At 63.7% G+C, this 19,707-nt stretch carries 21 protein-coding genes and 1 pseudogene; 16 read left to right on the top strand and 6 right to left on the bottom strand.

Annotated features, from left to right (window positions below; all coding sequences use genetic code 11):
- The first annotated feature begins 12 nt into the window (after positions 1–12).
- Positions 13–1,485 (top strand): aminotransferase-like domain-containing protein, encoded by a 1,473-nt coding sequence (locus V8Z78_RS18460; protein ID WP_003065541.1) that lies wholly within the window; start codon positions 13–15, stop codon positions 1,483–1,485.
- A 265-nt stretch (positions 1,486–1,750) separates the two neighbouring features.
- On the opposite strand, the gene V8Z78_RS18455 is transcribed toward V8Z78_RS18460, so the two are convergent.
- Genes V8Z78_RS18455 through V8Z78_RS18445 form a run of 3 tightly spaced genes read right to left on the bottom strand, consistent with a single transcriptional unit; the run spans position 1,751 to position 3,992 of the window.
- Positions 1,751–2,578, bottom strand: coding sequence for a ChbG/HpnK family deacetylase (locus tag V8Z78_RS18455; protein WP_179627180.1), 828 nt, complete (start codon positions 2,576–2,578; stop codon positions 1,751–1,753).
- Positions 2,575–2,991, bottom strand: a complete 417-nt coding sequence (locus V8Z78_RS18450) for a GtrA family protein (RefSeq protein ID WP_502878861.1) — start codon at positions 2,989–2,991, stop codon at positions 2,575–2,577. Before V8Z78_RS18450 ends, V8Z78_RS18455 begins: the two co-directional genes overlap by 4 nt.
- Positions 2,988–3,992, bottom strand: a complete 1,005-nt coding sequence (locus V8Z78_RS18445) for a glycosyltransferase family 2 protein (RefSeq protein ID WP_039050713.1) — start codon at positions 3,990–3,992, stop codon at positions 2,988–2,990. The genes V8Z78_RS18450 and V8Z78_RS18445 overlap by 4 nt, the downstream gene beginning before the upstream one ends.
- 134 nt (positions 3,993–4,126) lie before the next feature.
- On the opposite strand from V8Z78_RS18445, the gene V8Z78_RS18440 reads away from it, so the two are divergent.
- Positions 4,127–5,608 carry a glycosyltransferase family 39 protein gene (locus tag V8Z78_RS18440; RefSeq protein ID WP_179627179.1) on the top strand — a complete coding sequence of 494 codons (1,482 nt, stop codon included), beginning with the start codon at positions 4,127–4,129 and terminating at the stop codon, positions 5,606–5,608.
- A gap of 73 nt (positions 5,609–5,681) precedes the next feature.
- On the opposite strand, the gene V8Z78_RS18435 is transcribed toward V8Z78_RS18440, so the two are convergent.
- The 3 genes from V8Z78_RS18435 to flgA all read right to left on the bottom strand — a co-directional run bounded on the left by V8Z78_RS18435 (position 5,682) and on the right by flgA (position 7,273).
- The gene (locus V8Z78_RS18435) at positions 5,682–6,044 is read right to left on the bottom strand and encodes a hypothetical protein (RefSeq protein WP_003065537.1); all 363 of its coding nucleotides are present in this window, start codon (positions 6,042–6,044) and stop codon (positions 5,682–5,684) included.
- A 38-nt stretch (positions 6,045–6,082) separates the two neighbouring features.
- On the bottom strand, positions 6,083–6,397 hold the full coding sequence (gene flgM / locus V8Z78_RS18430) for a flagellar biosynthesis anti-sigma factor FlgM (RefSeq protein ID WP_003065535.1): 315 nt from the start codon (positions 6,395–6,397) through the stop codon (positions 6,083–6,085).
- Positions 6,398–6,514: 117 nt separating this feature from the next.
- A complete protein-coding gene (flgA, locus tag V8Z78_RS18425; RefSeq protein ID WP_003065533.1) occupies positions 6,515–7,273 on the bottom strand; it encodes a flagellar basal body P-ring formation chaperone FlgA in 759 nt (252 codons plus the stop codon).
- Here flgA and V8Z78_RS18420 point away from each other — a divergent pair.
- The 14 genes and pseudogenes from V8Z78_RS18420 (at position 7,272) to V8Z78_RS18355 (ending at position 19,547) form a co-directional block, all read left to right on the top strand.
- Positions 7,272–7,463, top strand: a complete 192-nt coding sequence (locus V8Z78_RS18420; RefSeq protein WP_148748116.1) for a hypothetical protein — start codon at positions 7,272–7,274, stop codon at positions 7,461–7,463. The genes flgA and V8Z78_RS18420 overlap by 2 nt on opposite strands.
- Before the next feature lie 13 nt (positions 7,464–7,476).
- A complete protein-coding gene (gene flgB, locus V8Z78_RS18415) occupies positions 7,477–7,890 on the top strand; it encodes a flagellar basal body rod protein FlgB (protein ID WP_003065531.1) in 414 nt (137 codons plus the stop codon).
- A gap of 16 nt (positions 7,891–7,906) precedes the next feature.
- A complete protein-coding gene (flgC, locus tag V8Z78_RS18410) occupies positions 7,907–8,311 on the top strand; it encodes a flagellar basal body rod protein FlgC (RefSeq protein ID WP_003059205.1) in 405 nt (134 codons plus the stop codon).
- A 16-nt stretch (positions 8,312–8,327) separates the two neighbouring features.
- Positions 8,328–8,990 carry a flagellar hook assembly protein FlgD gene (locus V8Z78_RS18405; protein WP_003065530.1) on the top strand — a complete coding sequence of 221 codons (663 nt, stop codon included), beginning with the start codon at positions 8,328–8,330 and terminating at the stop codon, positions 8,988–8,990.
- A gap of 14 nt (positions 8,991–9,004) precedes the next feature.
- Entirely contained in the window at positions 9,005–10,273 is a 1,269-nt protein-coding gene (gene flgE, locus V8Z78_RS18400; protein WP_012836849.1) for a flagellar hook protein FlgE, read from the top strand.
- 154 nt (positions 10,274–10,427) lie between these two features.
- Positions 10,428–11,168 (top strand): flagellar basal body rod protein FlgF, encoded by a 741-nt coding sequence (locus tag V8Z78_RS18395; RefSeq protein WP_003065527.1) that lies wholly within the window; start codon positions 10,428–10,430, stop codon positions 11,166–11,168.
- Between the two features lie 18 nt (positions 11,169–11,186).
- Positions 11,187–11,969 (top strand): flagellar basal-body rod protein FlgG, encoded by a 783-nt coding sequence (gene flgG, locus V8Z78_RS18390; protein WP_003065524.1) that lies wholly within the window; start codon positions 11,187–11,189, stop codon positions 11,967–11,969.
- Between the two features lie 170 nt (positions 11,970–12,139).
- Complete coding sequence (locus V8Z78_RS18385; protein WP_003065522.1) at positions 12,140–12,847, top strand: flagellar basal body L-ring protein FlgH; 708 nt, start codon at positions 12,140–12,142, stop codon at positions 12,845–12,847.
- A gap of 20 nt (positions 12,848–12,867) precedes the next feature.
- Positions 12,868–14,016 carry a flagellar basal body P-ring protein FlgI gene (locus V8Z78_RS18380; RefSeq protein ID WP_003065520.1) on the top strand — a complete coding sequence of 383 codons (1,149 nt, stop codon included), beginning with the start codon at positions 12,868–12,870 and terminating at the stop codon, positions 14,014–14,016.
- Positions 14,013–15,041, top strand: coding sequence for a flagellar assembly peptidoglycan hydrolase FlgJ (gene flgJ / locus V8Z78_RS18375; protein ID WP_012836851.1), 1,029 nt, complete (start codon positions 14,013–14,015; stop codon positions 15,039–15,041). Before V8Z78_RS18380 ends, flgJ begins: the two co-directional genes overlap by 4 nt.
- Complete coding sequence (gene flgK / locus V8Z78_RS18370) at positions 15,038–16,984, top strand: flagellar hook-associated protein FlgK (protein WP_349731884.1); 1,947 nt, start codon at positions 15,038–15,040, stop codon at positions 16,982–16,984. Before flgJ ends, flgK begins: the two co-directional genes overlap by 4 nt.
- A gap of 23 nt (positions 16,985–17,007) precedes the next feature.
- Positions 17,008–17,370 (top strand): annotated as a pseudogene (locus V8Z78_RS18365) (flagellin); the annotation flags it as partial.
- A gap of 616 nt (positions 17,371–17,986) precedes the next feature.
- Entirely contained in the window at positions 17,987–18,223 is a 237-nt protein-coding gene (locus tag V8Z78_RS18360) for a flagellin (protein ID WP_349731893.1), read from the top strand.
- 55 nt (positions 18,224–18,278) lie between these two features.
- Complete coding sequence (locus V8Z78_RS18355) at positions 18,279–19,547, top strand: HDOD domain-containing protein (protein ID WP_349731883.1); 1,269 nt, start codon at positions 18,279–18,281, stop codon at positions 19,545–19,547.
- Positions 19,548–19,707 lie beyond the last annotated feature (160 nt).

Genomic DNA, 19,707 nt, shown 5'->3' with positions numbered 1-19,707 from the left:
CTGCACATCACCATGTCCATCTCCCTGTCCCGCCAGGCGGCCCTGACCCTGACCCAGCAGCTGGCCGAGCGTCTGGCCGAGCGCATACGCACAAGGCTGCTGCCCGCAGGTGCGCGACTGCCTTCGGTACGTGAATGCGCGCGTCAGCAGGGCGTGAGTCCGTACACGGTGGTGGCTGCCTACGACCTGCTGCAGGCCCAGGGGCTGGTCGAGGCCAGGCCGCAGCGCGGCTTTTATGTGCGCGATATTGTGCAAAATCCGCTTCAAATGCCGGAGAGTAAAGCGCAGATAGCTATCAATGCGGGAGCGGTCAATACCCCGGTAGGCATCCCGCCTGGCACGCGCATCAACGCCACCATGCTGATTCGAGGCATGTTTGTGGAGAGTGTGGCCGGCAAGCCCCAGCCCGGTGCCGGCGTGCTACCTGCCGAATGGCTGGATGCCGGCTTTCTGGTGGCCGCCATGCGCAAGGTCACAAGCGGGCAGGCGCTGCGCGAATCGTTGGTGCGCTATGGCGAGCCCATGGGCGACAGCCGGCTGCGCGAGGCGCTGGCGCGGCGCCTGCAGCGCATAGGCATTGCGGTGGGGACTGGCCAGATCATCACCACCCTGGGGGCGACCCAGGCGCTGGACATCGTGAGCCGAGCCCTGCTGCAGCCCGGCGATCCGGTGATGGTGGAGGAGCCGGGGTGGGCCGTGGAATATGCACGCCTGGCCGCCATGGGCATGCGCGTGCTGCCCGTGCCGCGCGGGCCCGAGGGGCCGGACATGGCGGTGATGCAGCGCTATTGCGAGACCATGGCCCCCAAGCTCTATGTGAGTGTCAGTGTGCTGCACAACCCCACGGGCTACAGCCTGAGCGCGGCCAGCGCCCATGAGGTGCTGCAGATGGCGCAGCGATACGGCTTCTATGTGGTGGAGGACGATAGCTACTGCCATATCGCTGCCGATCACGCTCCGCGCGTGACGGTGCTGGACCGCTTGCAGCGCAGCATCTACATCAGCGGCTTTGCCAAGGTGCTGGTGCCCAACTGGCGCCTGGGCTATCTGGCCGCGCCGCCCGATCTGGTCGAGAGACTGCTGGACACCAAGCTGCTGTCCACCCTGTCCACGCCGACCCCCATGGAGCAGGCCCTGGCCCTGTGCATGGAGCAAGGCCAGTTGCGCCGCCATGCCGAGCGGCTGCGCCAGCATCTGGCCCAGGCGCGCACGCGCAGCGTGGCGCTGGCCCAGGCAGCCGGCTGTCGGTTTGTGGCCGAGCCTGCTGGCATGTTCGGCTGGGTGGATACCGGCGTGGATACCGAGGTGCTGACCCAACTGCTGCTGGATCAGGGCTACATGATTGCCCCAGGTGCCATGTTCCATGCCAGCCGGGGCTCCAGCACCTGCATGCGCATCAACTTCGCGACCACACAGGATGCCGCCTTCTGGCGTGTCTTCGAGCGCGTGGTGGCCCAGATGCGGGCCCAGGCACAGAAGTTGTAGAACGTGTTGACGATCTCCTCGCGCCGCGACAGAGGGTTTGCGGGATGGCATGCTAGGCGCGATACCGCAGCAATAGCCGTGCTATTGCGAGGATTCGCAACGCCGCAGACCGCCCGCAAACCCTCTGTCCCGCAGGGTTGGAGCGAAATCGGGCGATTTCTGCGCGCTGACTCTTGCTTGCACCCCGGTGCAAGCGGCGAGCCAACGCTTTGAGCTCATCCCGATTGCGCTCCAACGCGACTGCGTAGAGATCGTCAACACGTTCTTAACCCAGCTGGACGGGACCCTGATGAATATGGCAGCTGGTGCGCTGCAGCAGCTCGCCAAAGGCATCGGACATCAGATACTTGAACTCCACGGGGCGCTGCCTGCCTATGGCATCGCCCTCCACCACGCCGCTGGCCGGGTGGCACATCAGCAGGCCGCCAGCCGCCATATGCGGCAGCCAGCCGGCCATCTGCCGGCCGTAGCTGGCCGTGTCGGGCGCATCAAAGCCATAGACGCCGCCAAAACCATGGTTCATGGGAATGTCTGCATGGCGTAGTTGCCGGGTGGTGGTCCAGCCGCCGAGCAAGGCGATGATGGCGGCCTTGGGGCTGCGCCACAGACCCGAGGCCGGTGCCGTGGAGCGCACCCAGGGCATCTCGTGCGCGGCGTAGCGGCTCTGGAGCTCCTGCTGCATGGCGGCCCGCAGACCCGGTAACTGATGCACATGCTGGTGGCCGTCTATGAAGTCCGGGGCCGTGCCCATGACCTGCTCGAAAGCATCGAGCTGTTCGCGCCAGGCCTGGCGCATCAGACCCTGCGGCATCTGCCGTGCATAGGCCTGGCGTAGCACCGTGCCCAGCGCCTGGGCGTCATGCTGTCCGCCATGGTCTTCGGTCAGGTTGAAATGCAGACCCACCGAGAGCCGGGGGCGCAAGTCCCGCAAGGCCGCTGCGGCCTGCGGCCACAGAGGCGAAGTGGTCATGCAACTGGTGGCCGAGAGACGGCCGGCTGCAGTCAGCTGCTGCACGGCGTCGTCCACCAGCGGATGCAGGGCGTAATCATCGGCGCACAGCAGGATGGCGCGTGAGGTATTCATGTGATTCATGCGGCGCTGCGTGCCTTGAAGGCCCAGAACTTGCTCATGACAAAAGTGCCTATGGCCACCAGCACCAGCACGGCGGCCAGACTCCAAAAGTAATGCCAGTGCAGCCAGTTCAGGGCGATGTAGTACAGCGCCTCATTGGCGACAAACGAAAGACAGGCCACGGCAAAGAATTTCGCCACCACCGGCCAGCCCCTGGCCTGCGCTGCTGAAAAGGTGAGCAGCGCATGACCGTTGTAGCTGACCACAAAGGCCACGAGAAACGCCAGCACGTTGGCCCAGAGCGGCGGCATGCCGGAGAGAGAGACCAGCAGGCCGACCACCGCCAGATGTGCGGCTGCTGCCGAGCCGCCCACCAGTACGAATTGCAATAGCTGCGGCAGGCGGCGCAGTCTTTGCAGCGCGTCCGCGATCACGATGGCTCGCGCAGCGGGCTGCGGTCCTCGTCATGCGCCACCAGGTAGATGGGGCGGCGCTTGACCTCTTCGTAGATGCGGCCGATGTACTCGCCCAGAATGCCTATGGACAGCAGCTGTACGCCCGAGAACAGCATGATGCTGGCGGCCAGCGTGGGCCAGCCGCGCAAAGGGTTGCCAAAGAACAGGGCTTCTGCCGCAATCCACAGGCCGTAGGCCAGAGCCAGCAGCGAAATGCCCGCCCCCACCATGCTCCAGACGCGCAGCGGCAGGGTGGTGAACGAGGTCAGGCCCAAGAGGGCCAGGGACCCCAGGCGGCGCAGATTGAAACTGGAGCTGCCGGCGACCCGGTCCTTGGGAACAAAGGGCAGGGCGGCGGTCTTGAAGCCGACCCAGGCATACAAGCCCTTCATGAAGCGGTTGTTTTCGGGCAAGGCCTTAAGGGCATCGACGACCTTGCGGTCCATCCAGCGGAAGTCGCCCGCGTTGGGCGGCATCTTGACCGCGCTGCCCGAGTTCATCACGCGGTAGAACAGATCGGTACCCACGCGCTTGGCACCGCTTTCTGCGCCGCGGTCAGCGATCACGCCATAGATCATCTCGTAGCCCGATTGCCACAGCCCATGCATTTCGGCCAGCATCTCGAGCGGATGCTGGAAATCGGCGTCGATGAGCAGCACGGCATTGCCGCGGGCGTGGTCTATGCCGGCAGACAGTGCCGCTTCCTTGCCGAAGTTGCGCGACAGGGCCAGATAGCGCAGCGGCAGCTCCTGGGCGAGGCGTAGGCTCAGCTCATGCGTGCCGTCACGGCTGCCGTCGTTGACCACCACGATCTCGAAATCGGGCGTCAAGGCACGAACCGTCTGGGCCAGTGCACGCAGAAAGCCTTCGATATTGGCCTGTTCGTTATAGGCCGGCACCACGCAGCTCAGCCTCAGCGGCTGGCGCGGCAATTGTGCTGGCGGGGCTGCAGGTGCATATTCGGCGTGAAGATCGGTCATAGGGCAGGATTTTCGCGCAAGTCTGTAACTGCTTGCTGGGGCCGGTCACGGTTTGTGTCGCCTCAAAAGGGCCGTCGCTATACTCACGCCCCTGGGCAATGCTGCCCCTACTCCTTTCTTTTCCTGATCGTCTGATGACCGCTGTCCCACGCGAATCCCTTGTTCTTGGCGGCCGTGCCGTTGCCGCCTTGCTCGCCGTATACGGCGTGATCTGGCTGGCCATTCACTGGGTGACGGCCCTGGCTGCGCCCGGGGACAACGTGGAGCAGCTGATCTGGATTCACTCCCTGGAGCTGGGCTATTTCAAGCATCCGCCGATGCCGACCTGGATCATGGCCGCTTCCGCGGCTGTCTTTGGTCCGTCCATAGGGCTGACCTATGTGCTGGGCGGCGTGCTCACACTGGGCTCATTGGCGATTTTCTGGAAGCTGCTGTGCGATATGCGCGGCCGGGCCTATGCGACTGTGGGCCTGCTGGCGGCGCTGAGCATCACCTTCTATTGCGGGCGGCTCTACTACTACAACCACAACGTCGTGATGATGCTGTGGATCTCGCTGGCCGTGGCGCTGAGTTGGCATGTCACGCAAAAGCCGTCCCTGGCTGGCTGGGCCTTGCTGGGCCTGGTCTCGGGCCTGGGCATGCTCAGCAAATACCAGTATGTGCTGGCGCTGGGCGTGATCGGCCTGTGGTGGCTGCGCATTGGCGCCTGGAAGAACCCCGTGCATGTCAAAGGGGCTGCGCTGGCGACCGTGATCGGCCTGCTGGTGCTGTCCCCTCATCTGTACTGGCTGAGCACCCATGACTGGATGCCCATGCATTACGCCGAGCGCACTTCGCTGGGGCTGCACCTGGATACAGCCGCCCGTATCAATATGTCCTGGAAGTTCGCGGTGGACTGGATCTTCAACCGCTGCATGCCGGCCTGGATCGTGCTCGGGGTGGCGCTCTGGTGGGGGCGCCGCAGGGCGGGCAAAACTGGAGAGCAGACCGCGCCGGCAAAGGTTGCGCCGGTCGCCGCAGACAGGATGCTGCGGGAGTTCTGGCTGCTCTGGGGCCTGGTGCCGCTGCTGGCCATGCTGGCGCTATGCCTGTTCACGGGCTCCTATCTGCACCTGCAATGGGGTACGGCCTTCATGTTCCTGTGCGTGCCGGCCGTCATGGAGTGGGCGCGCTCGCCACGGAGCTGGGGTGCAGCCGGGGACATGCGTGCCGCCTGGCTGACCTTTGGGGTTCTGCAGGCGCTGCTGTTGCTGCAGTTCTGGCTTGCTTCGCCCATGGGGCTTTCGGGCTACAAGAGCACCCATCAGAACCATATCCCCGTGGACCGGATCGTGGAAGGTCTGGCGCCGGCGGCGCATCAGGCACTGGGCGGCCCTGTGGACATCATCATCGGCCCGCAGGCGCTGGCCGGGCGCATTGCCATGGAGTTGCCCGAGCGTCCACGCGTCTATGTGGAGCGCAATCTGCAATACAGCCCCTGGATTCGCGAGGAGGAGTTGCCGAATGCCCGCATCATCGAGGTGATGGTGGCACCGGACCCCTTGCCCCCGGGTCTGACGCGTGCCTATGGTGTCTGGGCCTGGCGGCCCGTGAAGATCGCCAAGGGCGAGCATTGAGGGCCGCACCCCACAAAGGCAAAGGCGGGCATCGAGCCCGCCTTTTTGATGGGAATGGCCGACGTGGCCTGACTCAGCTGGCTGCGTGATAGATGCGTGCGCGGCCGGTCTGCGATGCGCCGCGCAGACTGCTTTCATAGGTGCTGTCTTCGGCAGCAGGCACCAGGGCCTTGGTGCGGCGCTGGTTGAGCACGGAAAGCCGTGCCAGCTGGTCACGGACCAGGGAAATTTCGCGGTCCAGGTTCTGTGCGCGCTCGCGCAGTGCAGGCGTCCAGTCGTCTGCCGAGAAGCGTTTGACGAGCTGTGAGAACGCCACCATGGCGTCACGCAGGCGGGTGCTGGACTGTTCCAGCGCGGATGCGTCCGGTGACTGCAGCGATGCCGAAACGGTCTGAATCACCGCATCCAGCGAATCGAGCATTTCCTGCAAGGTCATCGGGTCAGCCTCTGTTCGGGAGTTCAGGCGCGGGCGTTTCAGCCGCGAGCGTGAACCAGGAATTCTTCGGTATTGGCCAGCAGCTTGTCTGCCACGGCCTCGGCGTTGACGCGGAAGCTGCCATTGGCAATGGCTTCGCGCATGGCCTTGACGCGATCGGCATCAAAGTCGGTATTGGTGCGGCTTTGGCTGTCCAGGGCGCGGGCCGAGGACGAAAAGGACACGGGCACGCCGGCGGCGCGCTCGGACAAGCCTTTGGTCGATTCTTCGGTGGCAACCGTGGTGGCGGATTTCGGGGCCTGCTTGGCGGCTGCAGCGGTCTGCTGCAGGTCCGGCTTATTGCCTATCTTCATGCTGGTTCTCCAATCGCCCTGTATCGGCGTAGGGCGCTGTAGCCTTGCTTTCGACAAGGGCGCGTAAAACTTGAGGAATATTTGGCATGGTTGATAAAGTGAGTGTGCACTCTCTCGTCATTGAACCAGAACCACGCCACTGGCATTGACCGTTCCTGTGACAAGGCGGCCATTATCCATGCGAACCCGTACCTGCTGTCCTTCTCCGGCTGCAGTCATTGCCTTGCCTGAGCCGGCAACGCTGAAGCCGCCGCCGTTGACCATCACCTGGACGGGCGATCCCGCCGTGAACAAGGCAGGCGGACGTACCATGTTCTGGCGCAGAGCCTGCCCCGACGTCAGCGGTCGCGCCGCGACCATGCCGATGAAATCCTGTGCATTGGCGAAGACGGGGGCGCTGTCCTCGGCCCAGTCCACTTCAGCGGGGGCTGCGTCCTCGGCGCTCAGCGTCTTGCCGGCCGGAATATTGCCCTGGGCCACCCAGGCTGGGCCATAGGCCCGCACGGTGATGGGCAGGAACACGTTCCAGGGCACGCTGCCCTGCACGCAGCGCAGGCCCAGCCGGGTGCGACCCCAGAGGCGACTGCCCGCAGGCAGATAGGGCTCGACCTTGGCGCAGGCTGCCAGGCGCAGGCGCGAGTCCAGCTGGCCCATCTGCACCTCCATGCGCAAAGCCATGCCATTGCCGGCCTGCACGGTCTCTGCCGATGGCTGATGCAGAGCCGCATCGACAAAGCGCTGTCCGATCTGGCTGAGCTGCGCCGCGCCGTCCTGGGCCTGTGCGCCAGCTGTCAGCAGCAGCGCAGCGAGACCCCATGCTGCAGCCAGGCCTCGAGAGGGGCGAAGGCACAGAAACAGGGAAAAGCGGCCAGACATGCATCAATCCTTTGAAGTATCCGCAGTCACGAGGCTGCAGACGATGCTGGCAAATATAGGCGTGACATGGCTTGCGCAATGGCTTGAAGAGCCAGCGCAATACCGCTTTCTTCGCGCTTTAGTTTGCGCTGCCGATTTTCATAATCCTCGCATGCCGCAGTCCGTGGGCTCCGGCATCCCCGAATTCTGAAAGCGAGGCCGCAATGCTGAACAAAATGACTGAACGACTGGACTTCCAAAGCGAGGCGCTGCTCTTGCGCGCCGAGCGCCAGCGTGCCATTGCCAGCAATATTGCCAATGCCGACACCCCCGGCTATGTGGCGCGCGACTTCAACTTCCGTGAAGCCTTGATGGCCGCGACCAGCGGGCCCAAGCCCCTGACCCAGGCCAGCGTCACGACGGCAGGCCATATCCCGCTGCAGGCGCAGATGTCGGACGAGGCGCTCAAGGCCAAGCTTGGCTATTCGGTCAATTCCCAGCCCAGCCTGGATAACAACACCGTGGATCTGGATCGCGAGCGCGCCAATTTCGTCGACAACTCCGTGCGCTACGAAGCCACGCTGCGCTTCATCAACGGCCAGGCCAAGACCATGCTCAGCGCCATTCAAGGCCAGTAAGCCCAGGAGCTAAACCATGTCCATGTTTTCCATCTTCAATATCTCGGGCAGCGCAGTCAGCGCCCAGTCCCAGCGCCTGAACGTGGTGGCCTCCAATCTGGCCAACGTCGATGCCGTGGCCGGCCCCGATGGCAGCGTCTACAAGGCGCGCCAGGTCGTTTTTCAGACCGTGCCCATGGGCAACGACGGCAGCGCGGGCGTCAAGGTCAATGCCATCAGCGAGGACAACACGCCCGGCCGCCGCATCCACGACCCCAGCAATCCGCTGGCCGATGGCGAGGGCTATGTCACCCATTCCAACGTGAGCGCTGTGGACGAGATGGTGAACATGATCTCGGCCTCGCGCTCCTATCAGAACAACGTGGAAGTCATGAACACGGCCAAGACGCTGCTGCTCAAGACTCTGCAAATGGGCCAGTAAGCCCGGGAACACACACATGATCTACGGCGCAAGCAGCGTGGACGGCACCACGACCAACACCACCAGCAATACCAAGAATGCGGTGACCAACCCCAACGAGGCGCAGGACCGTTTCCTCAAGTTGCTGGTGGCCCAGCTCAACAACCAGGACCCCATGAATCCCATGGACAACGCGGAAATGACCTCGCAGATGGCGCAGATCAACACCGTGACCGGTATTCAGCAGCTGAACCAGACCATGGCCTCCATGTCCAGCCAGTTCACGGCCATGCAGGTGCTGCAGGGCACTTCCATGATCGGTCGTACGGTGCTGACCGAGGGCAATACCCTGGGCGTGGCGGCCGATGGCACGCATACCGCTGCCTTCGACCTGGAAAACCAGGCGGCCAGCGTCAAGATCCAGATCACCACGGCCAGCGGCGAGCTGGTGGACACCATCGACCTGGGTGCCGGTGCAGCTGGACGGAACTACTTCACCTGGGATGGCAAGGACAAATACAGCGGCGATGCCTCGCAATTGCGCTACAGCGTGGTCGCCACCAATGGCACGACCGCCGTGGCATCCACACCGCTGGCGCCGCATGCCGTGATTGCCACCAGTTCGGCCAATGGCTCTTTGTCGCTGGAGCTCGATAACGGCGACAGCGTGGCTTATTCCGGCGTCAAGGCCGTTTACTGATTGAGGAACACATCATGGGTTTTCAACAAGGTCTCTCCGGCTTGAACGCCGCCAGCAAGAATCTGGACGTCATCGGCCACAACATCGCCAACTCCAACACCACGGGCTTCAAGGCCTCGCGCGCTGACTTTGCCGAGATGGTCGCCAGCGCCATCGGCTCGGCCAGCGGCCAGAGCAGCGGCATCGGCGTCAACGTGGCCTCCGTGTCCCAGCAGTTCAGGCAAGGCTCCATCACTTCGACGGGCAACAACCTGGACATCGCCATCAACGGCAACGGCTTTTTCGTCGTCAAGCAAAGCGACGGCAGCATCGCCTACACGCGCGCCGGCAACTTCGGTCTGGACAAGGAGGGCAACCTCAAGACCGTGGACAACGACAATGTCATGGGCTATGTGGTGGACCCTTCGACCGGCAAGATCCAGTCGGGTGCCACGCCTGTGCCGATGAGCTTTCCCACAGGGCAGCCGATTCCCGCCAAGCAGACATCCAAGGTGAATGTGGAGCTGAATCTGGATGCACGCGCCACGGCGGCCGCCGGCGACGCGACAGCCACGCCTCCTGTCGCTGCCACGCCTCGTGCCACCTATGGCACCTCGCTGAATGTGTATGACACCCAGGGCACGGCGATCCCGGTCAATCTGTATTTCGAGAAAGACGCCACAGGCAACACCTGGAATGTCTTCAACTCGCTCGATGCCACGGCCACGCCCATCGGCAAGGCCGTGTTCGACGCGAGCGGCAAGCTCACCAGCGTCACCCCCAATGCACCGACCACAGGTTCCGGCACCACGTTGAACCTGAGCGTCAGCGGCGGCACGGCCAATCCCAACGGCCTGCAGCCCTTCAACGTCGCGTTCGATTTCGGCGGTCTGACCCAGTTCGGCACCAAGTTTGCCGTCAGCAGCCTCAAGCAGGACGGCTATACCTCGGGCGCACTGACCGGCATCAATGTGGGCCGCGACGGCTCCATCGTGGCCTCCTACTCCAACGGCGTCACGCGCACCGAAGGCCAGATCGCTCTGGCGGCCTTCACCAATACCCAGGGTCTGGGCTCCATCGGCAACAACAAATGGGTTGCCACCTCCGACTCCGGCCCTGCGCTCAATGGTTCGGCCCAGACCGGCACCTTCGGCTCGCTGCAGTCGGGCGCGCTGGAAGAATCCAACGTGGACCTGACGGCCGAGCTGGTCAACATGATGACGGCGCAGCGCTCCTATCAGGCCAACGCCCAGACCATCAAGACGCAGGATCAGGTGTTCTCCACACTCGTGAACTTGCGCTGATCAACACAACCGTTTTAGTAACGCAATTGCTCTGAAATAGGGCGCGGCACCAAGCGAGAGACATCGAGCCTGGGCCGCCCCGCAGCGAGGATGTCGTCCCCCTCCCGAAGAGAGAGGGGGAAGGCGCGCAGCGACTCAGGGGGAGGAAAGCCGCATGGACAAAATTATTTATACGTCGATGACTGGGGCCAATGCGGCAGCCCAGCGTCAGGCCGTGCTGGCTCACAACCTGGCTAATGCGGGCACCAACGGCTTCAGGGCCGAGATGTCCACCTTCCGCTCGGTGCCGCTGCAGGGCACGGGAGCCGGCACGCGCGTGTTTGCGCTGGAGGCCACCTCTGGCTATCAGGACACTCCCGGCCCTGCCCAGCGCACCGGCCGTGCGCTGGACGCCATGGCCATGGGTCGCGCCTGGTTTGCCGTGCAGGGACTTGACGGCCAGGAAGCCTATACGCGCAACGGCGTGTTCGAGATCTCGCCCGAAGGGCAGCTGGTCAACAGCAACGGCCAGGCCGTGCTCTCCGACGGCGGCGCTCCCATCGACATCCCGCCCGAGTCCACGATCTCCCTGGGTTCGGACGGCACGCTGACCGCCAAGATGGGCAATCAGCTGCCCGTGGCCGTGGGGCGCGTCAAGCTGGTCACGCCGCCCGTCGATGAGCCGCTGGTGCGTGGCGATGACGGCTTTTTCCGTGCAGCCCAGGGTGATGCGCTGCCCAACGATGAAACAGCGCGCCTGCTGTCGGGCTCGATCGAGGGATCGAATGTGAACTCCGTCGAAACCATGGTCGGCATGATCGCGGCCTCGCGCCAGTTCGAGCAGCAGATGAAGTTGCTGCAGACCGCTGAAACCAACGATAAATCCGCCAGCCAGCTGCTGAGCTTGAACGGCTGATAGCCAAAGGAATACGTCATGATCAATTCGCTGTTCATTGCCAAGACCGGCATGGAAGCCCAGCAGACGCAGCTGGACGTGATTTCGCACAATCTGGCCAACGTCTCCACCACCGGCTACAAGCGCGCGAATGCGGTTTTCGAGGATCTGATCTATCAGAACCTGCGCCAGTCCGGCTCCCAGACGACCGAGCAAAATCAGCTGCCGACAGGCCTGCACCTGGGCCTGGGCGTGCGCACCGTGGCCACCAGTCGCAACTTTCTGCAGGGCAGCCTGCAGCAATCGAGCAATGCGCTGGATGTGGCCATCAACGGCAACGGCTTCTTCGAAGTCAATATGCCCGACGGCACGATTGCCTATACCCGCGACGGTTCGTTCGAGGTCGATGCCCAGGGCCAGCTGGTGACCTCCAGCGGCCTGCCCGTGGCCAACGGCATCACCATCCCGCAGGGTGCGACCAAGGTGTCGATCAGCCATGACGGCGTGGTCAGCGTCACCATGCCCGGCCAGGCTGCGCCGCAGCAGGTGGGCAATATCGCGATGAGCCAGTTCATCAATGCCGCAGGCCTGGAGCCCCGCGGCCAGAACCTCTACGTCGAGACCGCTTCCTCGGGCCAGCCCCAGCAGGGCACGCCCGGTACCAACGGTCTGGGCACGATTCAGCAGGGCTATCTGGAAGCCTCGAACGTGAACGTGGTCCAGGAGCTGGTGACCATGATTCAGACGCAGCGCGCCTACGAAATGAATTCCAAGGCAATTCAGACCTCCGACCAGATGCTGGCCAAGCTGGCGCAGCTCTGATTGATCACCATGTATTGAGGAGCAGCCTGCGCTTGATGCCTATGGTTTTCAGATCAATTCATTGCTGAATTCCATTAGGGGAAAGCGCTGAAAGCTCTGATTTCAATAGCGTGCCTCGCGCACGCAAGGGCACAAGGGGCGAAGCGCCTGACTGCCAAGGACTTGCCGCCATGTTCAAAGCCATTGTTTCCCATTGCCCGCCGCTCTGCGCCCTCGCCGGGGCCCTGCTGGTGTCGGGCTGCGTCACGCTCAATCCGCCGCCGCCCGTGGACATGCCATCCACCGCACCTCCCGTGCTGCAGCCGCGCGAGCAGACGGCCCAGGCGCCCACAGGCAGCCTGTTCAATGCCAGTCGCTACCGTCCCATGTTCGAGGATCAGCGCGCCCGCATGGTGGGCGATTCGGTGACGGTGCAGATCGTCGAGCGCGTTTCGGCCAGCCAGAGCACGGACTCCAAGGTCGGGCGAGCCAACGAGCTGAGCACGGGCATCACCTCGCTGCCGCTGCTCAGGGGCGGCGCCGAGAAGACGGTGGCCGATGCGCTCACCCTGGGGGCCGAGAGCAAGAACGACTTCAAGGGCTCTGGGGCCACCAGCAGCAACAACACCTTCACGGGCTCGATTGCCACCACCGTGGTCGATGTGCTGCCCAACGGTCATCTGGTGATTGCCGGCGAGAAGCAGATCGGCGTCAACCACAACGTCGATGTGCTGCGTTTCACGGGCACGGTGGACCCGCGCTCGCTGCGTCCGGGCAGCACCGTGGCATCGACTCAGGTGGCCAATCTGCGCGTCGAGTCGCGCAGCCGTGGCCAGGCAGGTGAAGCCCAGTCAATTGGCTGGTTGTCCCGGTTCTTTTTGAACGTTATGCCGTTCTGATTCTTCCGAGAATGGGCAGTATGAAAGTACTGTCCACGCTCCTGTCACTGCGCCCTGCGCACACCGCCTTGCTGGTGGTCGCAGCCCTTGGCGCCAGCGGGCTCACCCTGCCTGCGCATGCCACACGCATCAAGGAGGTTGCCGCCATCCAGGGCGTGCGCAGCAACCAGTTGACAGGCTATGGTCTGGTGGTCGGCCTCGACGGCACGGGCGACCAGACCACGCAGATGCCCTACACCAAGCAGGCACTGGCCAATTACCTGGAGCAGATGGGCATCGCCCTGCCGGCCACGGGCAATGCGGCTCAGCTGCAGCTCAAGAATGTGGCGGCAGTGATCATCACGGCCGAGCTTCCGGCCTTTGCACAGCCCGGCCAGGCCATAGACATCAATGTCTCCTCCATGGGCAATGCCAAGTCGCTCAAGGGCGGCACGCTGGTGGCGACACCGCTGCGCGGCGCGGACGGCGAGATCTATGCCCTGGCCCAGGGCAATGTGGTGGTCGGCGGTGCCGGGGCTGCGGCCGGCGGCTCCAAGGTGCAGGTCAATCACCTGAACGCGGGCCGCGTGCCGCAGGGCGCACAGGTCGAGCGTGCAGTGCCCACTCCCGTCAACCAGGGCAACACGATCACGCTGGGCCTGAATCAGACCGACTTCCAGACCGCCGACAAGATGGTTCGCGCCATCAACCAGCGCATGGGCGCGGGCACGGCCATGGCATTGGACGGCCGCACGGTGCAGGTCAATGCCCCCATCGATCCGGGCTCACGCGTGCGCATGATCGCCGAGATCCAGGAGATGCCCATCGAGACCTCCAAGCCGGCGGCCAAGGTGGTCATCAATGCACGCACCGGCTCCATCGTGCTCAATCAGGCGGTGACCCTGGGCCCCTGCGCGATTGCGCACGGCAATCTGTCCATCACCATCAGCACCACGCCGGTCATCAGCCAGCCTGCACCGTTCTCGCAGGGGCAGACCGTGGTGGCGCAGAAGTCCGATATCCAGGTCAAGCAGGAGCCCGGCAAGGTCATCAACATGCCCAATTCGCCCCAACTCACCGATGTGGTGCGGGCGCTGAACTCACTGGGCGCCACGCCCCAGGATCTGCTGGCCATCCTGCAGGCCATCAAGGCCGCGGGCGCCATGGACGCCGAGCTGGAGGTGATATGAGCACGTCATTGCCCCATTCTTCATCCCTGGCGGCCAGCAATGCTCTGGCTGTCGATGCACGTTCGCTCAATGCGCTCAAGACGGCTGCCGGCGAGAACAGCCCGCAGGCTGCACGCGAGACGGCCAAGCAGCTCGAGTCGCTGTTCATGCGCGAGATGATCAAGAGCATGCGCGAGGCGACCATGAAGTCCGGCCTGCTCGACAGCGCGCAGGGCAATCTCAGCACCGATCTGCTGGATCAGCAGCTCTCGGTGGCCATGGCGGGCCAGCCTGGCGGCCTCACCGATGCCATCAGCAAGCAGCTGGCGCGCAGCATGGGGGTCGACGCCGCCGAGGACGCCGAAATTGCCGTGCCTTCCACACTGAGCCTGAGCCGCAACGCCTGGCGCAATGTGGGCAGCAACGGCGCCTGGAGCGGCAGCCGCAGCCAGGCTGCGCAATCGATCAATGCCTATGCACCGGCTCCCAAGGGGCGCGACAACTTCGTGACGGCGCACACCGGCGCGGCCCAGCGTGTGGCCAGCGAGAGCGGCATCCCGGCCCACTACATGATCGGCCAGGCCGGTCATGAGACGGGCTGGGGCAGGAGCGAGATCCGCAACAAGGACGGCAGCAACTCGTTCAACCTGTTCGGCATCAAGGCCGGCGGCAGCTGGACGGGCAAGGTCGCCGAAGTCACGACCACCGAATACATCAATGGCGCGCCCAAGAAGGTGACGGCCAAGTTCCGCGCCTATGACTCCTACGAGGAGTCCTTCCGCGACTACGCACGCCTGATCGGCAGCAACCCGCGCTACGAAAAAGCCATGGCCCAGACCGGCTCTGCCCAGGCCTATGCCAGCGAGCTGCAAAAGGCCGGCTACGCCACCGATCCGGCCTATGCGCAAAAGCTCAGCCGCGCCATCCAGAGCGTGGCCCAGGTCAGCGTCGCCAACGCCGGCAACAACAGCGCCAATGTCGCAAGCCGTCTGGGCGTCAGCGCCCGTGCCGCCCAGATCAACAAGATCACCGAGAACCAGTCATGAGTCTTCTGAACGTGGGCGCGCGCGCCCTGATGGCCAACCAGATCGCCCTGCAAACCACGGGGCACAACATCGCCAACGTCAACACCGCCGGCTATTCGCGCCAGAGCGTGGCCTTCCAGACCTCGGCGGGCCAGAACATCGGCAATGGCTATATCGGCAATGGCGCCGATGTGGCGACCATCTTGCGCAACTTCAGCGAGCTGCTCAACCGTCAGGCCACGGCGGCCACCGCCGCCAGTGCCGCAGACTCCGCGCGCTCGAACTCGCTCAACCAGTTGCAGGAAGTGTTCTCCGGCGGAACCAACGGCCTGGGCGCGGCCATCAACGACATGATGAATGCGTTTGCCGATGTGAGCAGCGCGCCTACCGACTCTTCGGCACGCCAGGTGGTGCTGACGCGCATGAGCGAACTGGCTGCGCGCTTTCGCTCGGCTTCGGCCCAGCTCGACGAGATGGACTACAGCACGCGCCAGCAGATGAGCAATGACGTGAATGTGGTCAACAGTCTGTCCCAACAGGTGGCGGCGCTCAACGGCCAGATCAGCAGCGCCATTGCCACGGGCCACACGCCCAATGACCTGCTCGATCAGCGCGACCAACTGGTGCGTGACATCAACAAATACGTGCAGACCTCGCAGGTCGACGCCGGCGATGGCTCCATCAGCCTGTTCGTGGGCGGCAGCCAGCCGCTGGTGCTGGGGCAGAGCGCGGCCAAGCTCAGCCTGCAGGAGTCCACGCAGTACCCCGGCAGCGGCAAGATGAGCCTGTATTTCCAGCAGCAGGGCGGGCAGCCCGTGGAGCTGACGCCGGCCATGGCTGGTGGCGGCGAGATTGCCGGTCTGCTGCAGTTCCAGAACAACGACCTGAGCGAGGGGCGCAACCTGCTGGGGCGCATGGTGATCTCGATCGGCGATACGCTCAATACACAGAACCAGCTGGGCCTGACCTTGTCGGGTCAGAAAGGCGGGGCGCTGTTCAATATTCCGATGACGACCACGGGTTCCACCACGGGGGCTCAATGGGTACAGCCCGATACGCCCACGGTCACGGTCAAGGACTCAAGCGCGCTCAAGGCTTCGGATTACAAGATCGTTTTCGGCAACGATGCGCCCAAGGGCAAGGTGGTGCGCCTGTCGGATGGCCAGACCACGGCCTTCAACGATCTGACGGACCTGCGCGGCATGACGATTGACGGTCTGCAGTTCGATCTCAAGAACGATGGCCAGGCAGGCCAGTCCGTGCTGTTCAGCCCTGTGGCATCGGCGGCACACGATATTCAGACCATGGTGCATTCCGGCAACGATCTGGCGGTGGCCAATCCGGTGTCGGCCAAGATCAACTCGCTGGGCGATGCGGCCGTCCGCATGTCCAGCCTGAAGGTGGAAAAAGGCTTCGATGCCTCTACCTTTCCTGCGGGCACTACCCTGTCTTTTGCTCCTGATGGGGCGGGCGGCATGACCTATACGATCACGCCGGCCCCCAGCGGCGTGGCTGCGACAGGCGCCTATATCTCCGGGCAAGCCATCGAGCTGGCTCCGGGGCTCAAGGTGACGCTCACCGGCACGCCTGCGGTGGATGGTGCCAAGAGCGATACCGTGAGCTTCGGCCCCAACAGCTTCTACAGCTCGGATACGGGCAATGCCAGCTCCTTTCTGTCGCTTCGCGACGCCGTGATCTTCGACGGCGCGACCACGCTCAGCGACGGTTTTTCGACCGCCATGGCGCAGATCGGCACACGCACGCAAAGCGCGGCCTACGCAGCCAAGTTGTCCGACTCGATTGCCAAGAATCTGGAGGGCGATCGCACCGCAGTGTCCAGCGTCAATCTGGACGAGGAAGCCGCCAAGCTGCTGCAGTATCAGCAGTCCTACCAGGCCTCGGCCAAGATGCTGCAGGTGGCCCAGGGCATTTTTGACAGCGTGATCCAGGCCGTTGGCCGTTAACCCCCTACAGCCGGAGAACAAGCATGAGCATCAACCGCATTGGCACGGCCAATATGTATGACAGCACCATCAACAACCTGGGCTCGCGTCAGAGCAGCCTGGTGGACCTGATGGAGAAAACCACGGCGGGCAAGCGCGTGCTGCGCGCCAGCGACGATCCCGTGGCTGCGGCCCAGGCCGAGCGTGCGCGCACGCGCATCACCCGTTCCGAGAATGACCAGCGTGTGCTCGGTGCCCAGCGCGATGTGATCGCTCAGGGGGAGTCCGAGCTGGGCAAGGCCTATGGCGCGTTGCAGGATTTTCGGGATCTGCTGCTGGGTGCTGGTAACGGTTCGTATGACTCGGTTGCGCGCGACGCCCTGGTCCAGCAGCTGCAAAGCCTGCGTGACCAGGTTCTCGGTTATGCCAATGCCAAGGACTCCAACGGCTTGCCGATCTTTCGCGGGCTGGGCAGTCCCGATACCCCGCTGCAAAGCACACCTCCGGGCTCGAGCAGCCAGCTCAACCCCGGGCAGAACACCGGCAGTGACAACGGCCTGCCCATCTCTCTGGATGGTCATGCGGCCTGGTTGAACGTGCCCACCGGCAACGGGGTGTTTGTGGTGAACGGCGCTGCCACCAATTCCGGCAAGGCCTGGGCGGATGTGGGATCGGTCACCGACCCGAGCAAGGTCACAGGCGATAGCTACACCCTGGTATTCACCAAGGATCCGACTACCGGTGAGGTCAGCTACGAGATCAACTCCAGCTCGGCCACGGCGACCAATCCCGTGATTCCGTCCACACCCTACAAGGAAGGGCAGGCGATTACCGTCGGCGGTCAGCAGATCAGCATCAAGGGGACTCCGGCCGACGGCGACAGCTTCACCATGTCTCCAAGCACACGCACCGATATTTTCAGTGTGCTGGATCAGGCCATTGCCACGGTCAAGGGCGGCACGGGGGGGGGCGACCGCATTGCAGCAGGGTCTGGGGCGCGCCTTGAGCGAACTGGATTCGGGCATGAACCGGGTACAGGCCATGCGCAGCTATGCTGGCGACCAGCTCAAACGTGCAGACGGCCTGGAGTCCGACATGAAGGATCAGGCACTGACACAGGAAGGAGCCCGTTCGCGTGCCGAAGATATCGATATGATCACTGCGCTGTCGCAAGTGGAGACGCAGAAGGTGGGCTTGCAGGCCGCCCTGCAGTCCTATGCACAGATGCAGAAGCTTTCGCTGTTCAACTACATCGGCTGATTCCGGCGAGCTCTTTCCGCCTTGATGTCCCGTCGTCTACCTGTCCAAATCCTCCATGACCCAGTCTGCCCTTAGCTCTTTGACTCTTGGTTATCGGCCGCTCTGGGGACGTACGCGACGCCTGGCAGGGATTCAGCTTTATGTGCACGAGGACTCGGGCTCCTGTGCTGACATGGCGCATTTCCTGCGCACGGTGGATGAGATCTGGAGCCGTCAGGCCCCGCCGCTGCTGATATCGCCGCAGTCCCGCCAGGTTCTGTGCAATCTTCTTGAACATGCACCTCAGGGCAGTCCCTGGATCGAGGTGCGCGGCGACTGGCTGCAGCAGGATGAAGGTATCTACGAGCTGGTGCAGAAGGCCAAGGCACGCGGGCTGATGCTGGTCTGGGGCGGATCGCTGGCCGATGTGCCAGATGCAGATGCTGCTCGCTGCTTTGCCAGCAGCCTGCTGAGCCTGCCGCCGGAAGGTGTCGCTGGATTGCCCAATGCCGTGCGCTCCGGCCAGCCGGCCAAGGATGCGGACAAGGAGACTGCCTCGGGCTTTTTTGCCACTCAGCCCCTGAATCTGCTGGACGGCCAGATGTACCAGAGCCTGCAGAGCCTGGAGCTGGCGCGCTCCTGTCTCGACGAGCATGAAGCGGCCGCCGTGGCCGGCTGGCCCGTGGCAGACACCATGCAGGCCTTTCGGCTGCAGCAGCCCCAGCCCTCGCGCGATGCGCTCTTCAGGCTCATGAAAGCCATCGACAAGGAACAGTCCCTGGATGTGATGGAAGAGATCCTGGGCTCGGACCCGGTGCTGGCCTATCGCTTTTTGCTCTATACCAACTCGGCCGCACTGGGCCTGCGTCGCGGCGTGGACTCGCTGCGCCGCGGGCTGGTGATGCTGGGACTTGGCACGCTGGAGCGCTGGCTGGCCGACCAGCTGCCCCATGCCTGTACCGAACAGGACCTGGTGCCTCTGCGCACGCAGGTCGTGCTGCGCGCCAGGCTGGCCGAGCAGCTGATCGAGGCCGGAGTGAGTCTGGACCTGCAGCGCGAGATATATCTGTGCAGCCTGTTCTCGCAACTGGATTTGCTGCTGCATGAGCCGGTGGCCACCATCTTGCGACGCACGCCGCTGAACGAACGCATTTTCGATGCCATCGTCACGCGCACCGGTCCTTATGCGGCCGTGCTGCAAATGAGCCAGGCTCTGGAGAGCCGTGACCCGGCCCCCATCCGGCAACTGCGCGAGCAGGAGGAGTGGGAGGCCGAAGACCTCAACCGGATGCTGCTGCGCATGCTCAGTGAACTCAAGCTGGGCATGCCGCAAGCTCAGACCTGATTGTCCGGGTGAAAATTCGCTAAGAAAAGGCTTTATCGCCTGACAGGAAAGCGCAGGCTGCTATCAAATTGCTGAATGTGCTGTGCGGCCGAGTCGTGCATAAGCAGGGCTTGGCTGCCGCTTATCCGCGCATTGCCAGGGCGCCGGATTCGGACAATTG

Source organism: Comamonas sp. wu1-DMT (assembly GCF_040187805.1).
GTDB classification, from domain to species: Bacteria; Pseudomonadota; Gammaproteobacteria; order Burkholderiales; family Burkholderiaceae_C; genus Comamonas; species Comamonas thiooxydans.
The sequence above is the reverse complement of the archived record's forward strand: the minus strand, read 5'-3'. Positions and strand labels throughout refer to the sequence as shown.

Excerpts from the sequence above, each read along its gene's own strand:
- V8Z78_RS18460 (WP_003065541.1), top strand. The coding sequence starts at position 13 with ATGTCCATCTCCCTGTCCCGCCAGGCGGCCCTGACCCTGACCCAGCAG.
- V8Z78_RS18455 (WP_179627180.1), bottom strand. The coding sequence starts at position 2,578 with ATGAATCACATGAATACCTCACGCGCCATCCTGCTGTGCGCCGATGAT.
- V8Z78_RS18445 (WP_039050713.1), bottom strand. The coding sequence starts at position 3,992 with ATGACCGATCTTCACGCCGAATATGCACCTGCAGCCCCGCCAGCACAA.
- V8Z78_RS18440 (WP_179627179.1), top strand. The coding sequence starts at position 4,127 with ATGACCGCTGTCCCACGCGAATCCCTTGTTCTTGGCGGCCGTGCCGTT.
- V8Z78_RS18435 (WP_003065537.1), bottom strand. The coding sequence starts at position 6,044 with ATGACCTTGCAGGAAATGCTCGATTCGCTGGATGCGGTGATTCAGACC.
- flgM (WP_003065535.1), bottom strand. The coding sequence starts at position 6,397 with ATGAAGATAGGCAATAAGCCGGACCTGCAGCAGACCGCTGCAGCCGCC.
- V8Z78_RS18420 (WP_148748116.1), top strand. The coding sequence starts at position 7,272 with ATGCATCAATCCTTTGAAGTATCCGCAGTCACGAGGCTGCAGACGATG.
- flgA (WP_003065533.1), bottom strand. The coding sequence starts at position 7,273 with ATGTCTGGCCGCTTTTCCCTGTTTCTGTGCCTTCGCCCCTCTCGAGGC.
- flgB (WP_003065531.1), top strand. The coding sequence starts at position 7,477 with ATGCTGAACAAAATGACTGAACGACTGGACTTCCAAAGCGAGGCGCTG.
- flgC (WP_003059205.1), top strand. The coding sequence starts at position 7,907 with ATGTCCATGTTTTCCATCTTCAATATCTCGGGCAGCGCAGTCAGCGCC.
- V8Z78_RS18405 (WP_003065530.1), top strand. The coding sequence starts at position 8,328 with ATGATCTACGGCGCAAGCAGCGTGGACGGCACCACGACCAACACCACC.
- flgE (WP_012836849.1), top strand. The coding sequence starts at position 9,005 with ATGGGTTTTCAACAAGGTCTCTCCGGCTTGAACGCCGCCAGCAAGAAT.
- V8Z78_RS18395 (WP_003065527.1), top strand. The coding sequence starts at position 10,428 with ATGGACAAAATTATTTATACGTCGATGACTGGGGCCAATGCGGCAGCC.
- flgG (WP_003065524.1), top strand. The coding sequence starts at position 11,187 with ATGATCAATTCGCTGTTCATTGCCAAGACCGGCATGGAAGCCCAGCAG.
- V8Z78_RS18385 (WP_003065522.1), top strand. The coding sequence starts at position 12,140 with ATGTTCAAAGCCATTGTTTCCCATTGCCCGCCGCTCTGCGCCCTCGCC.
- V8Z78_RS18380 (WP_003065520.1), top strand. The coding sequence starts at position 12,868 with ATGAAAGTACTGTCCACGCTCCTGTCACTGCGCCCTGCGCACACCGCC.
- flgJ (WP_012836851.1), top strand. The coding sequence starts at position 14,013 with ATGAGCACGTCATTGCCCCATTCTTCATCCCTGGCGGCCAGCAATGCT.
- flgK (WP_349731884.1), top strand. The coding sequence starts at position 15,038 with ATGAGTCTTCTGAACGTGGGCGCGCGCGCCCTGATGGCCAACCAGATC.
- V8Z78_RS18360 (WP_349731893.1), top strand. The coding sequence starts at position 17,987 with ATGAACCGGGTACAGGCCATGCGCAGCTATGCTGGCGACCAGCTCAAA.
- V8Z78_RS18355 (WP_349731883.1), top strand. The coding sequence starts at position 18,279 with ATGACCCAGTCTGCCCTTAGCTCTTTGACTCTTGGTTATCGGCCGCTC.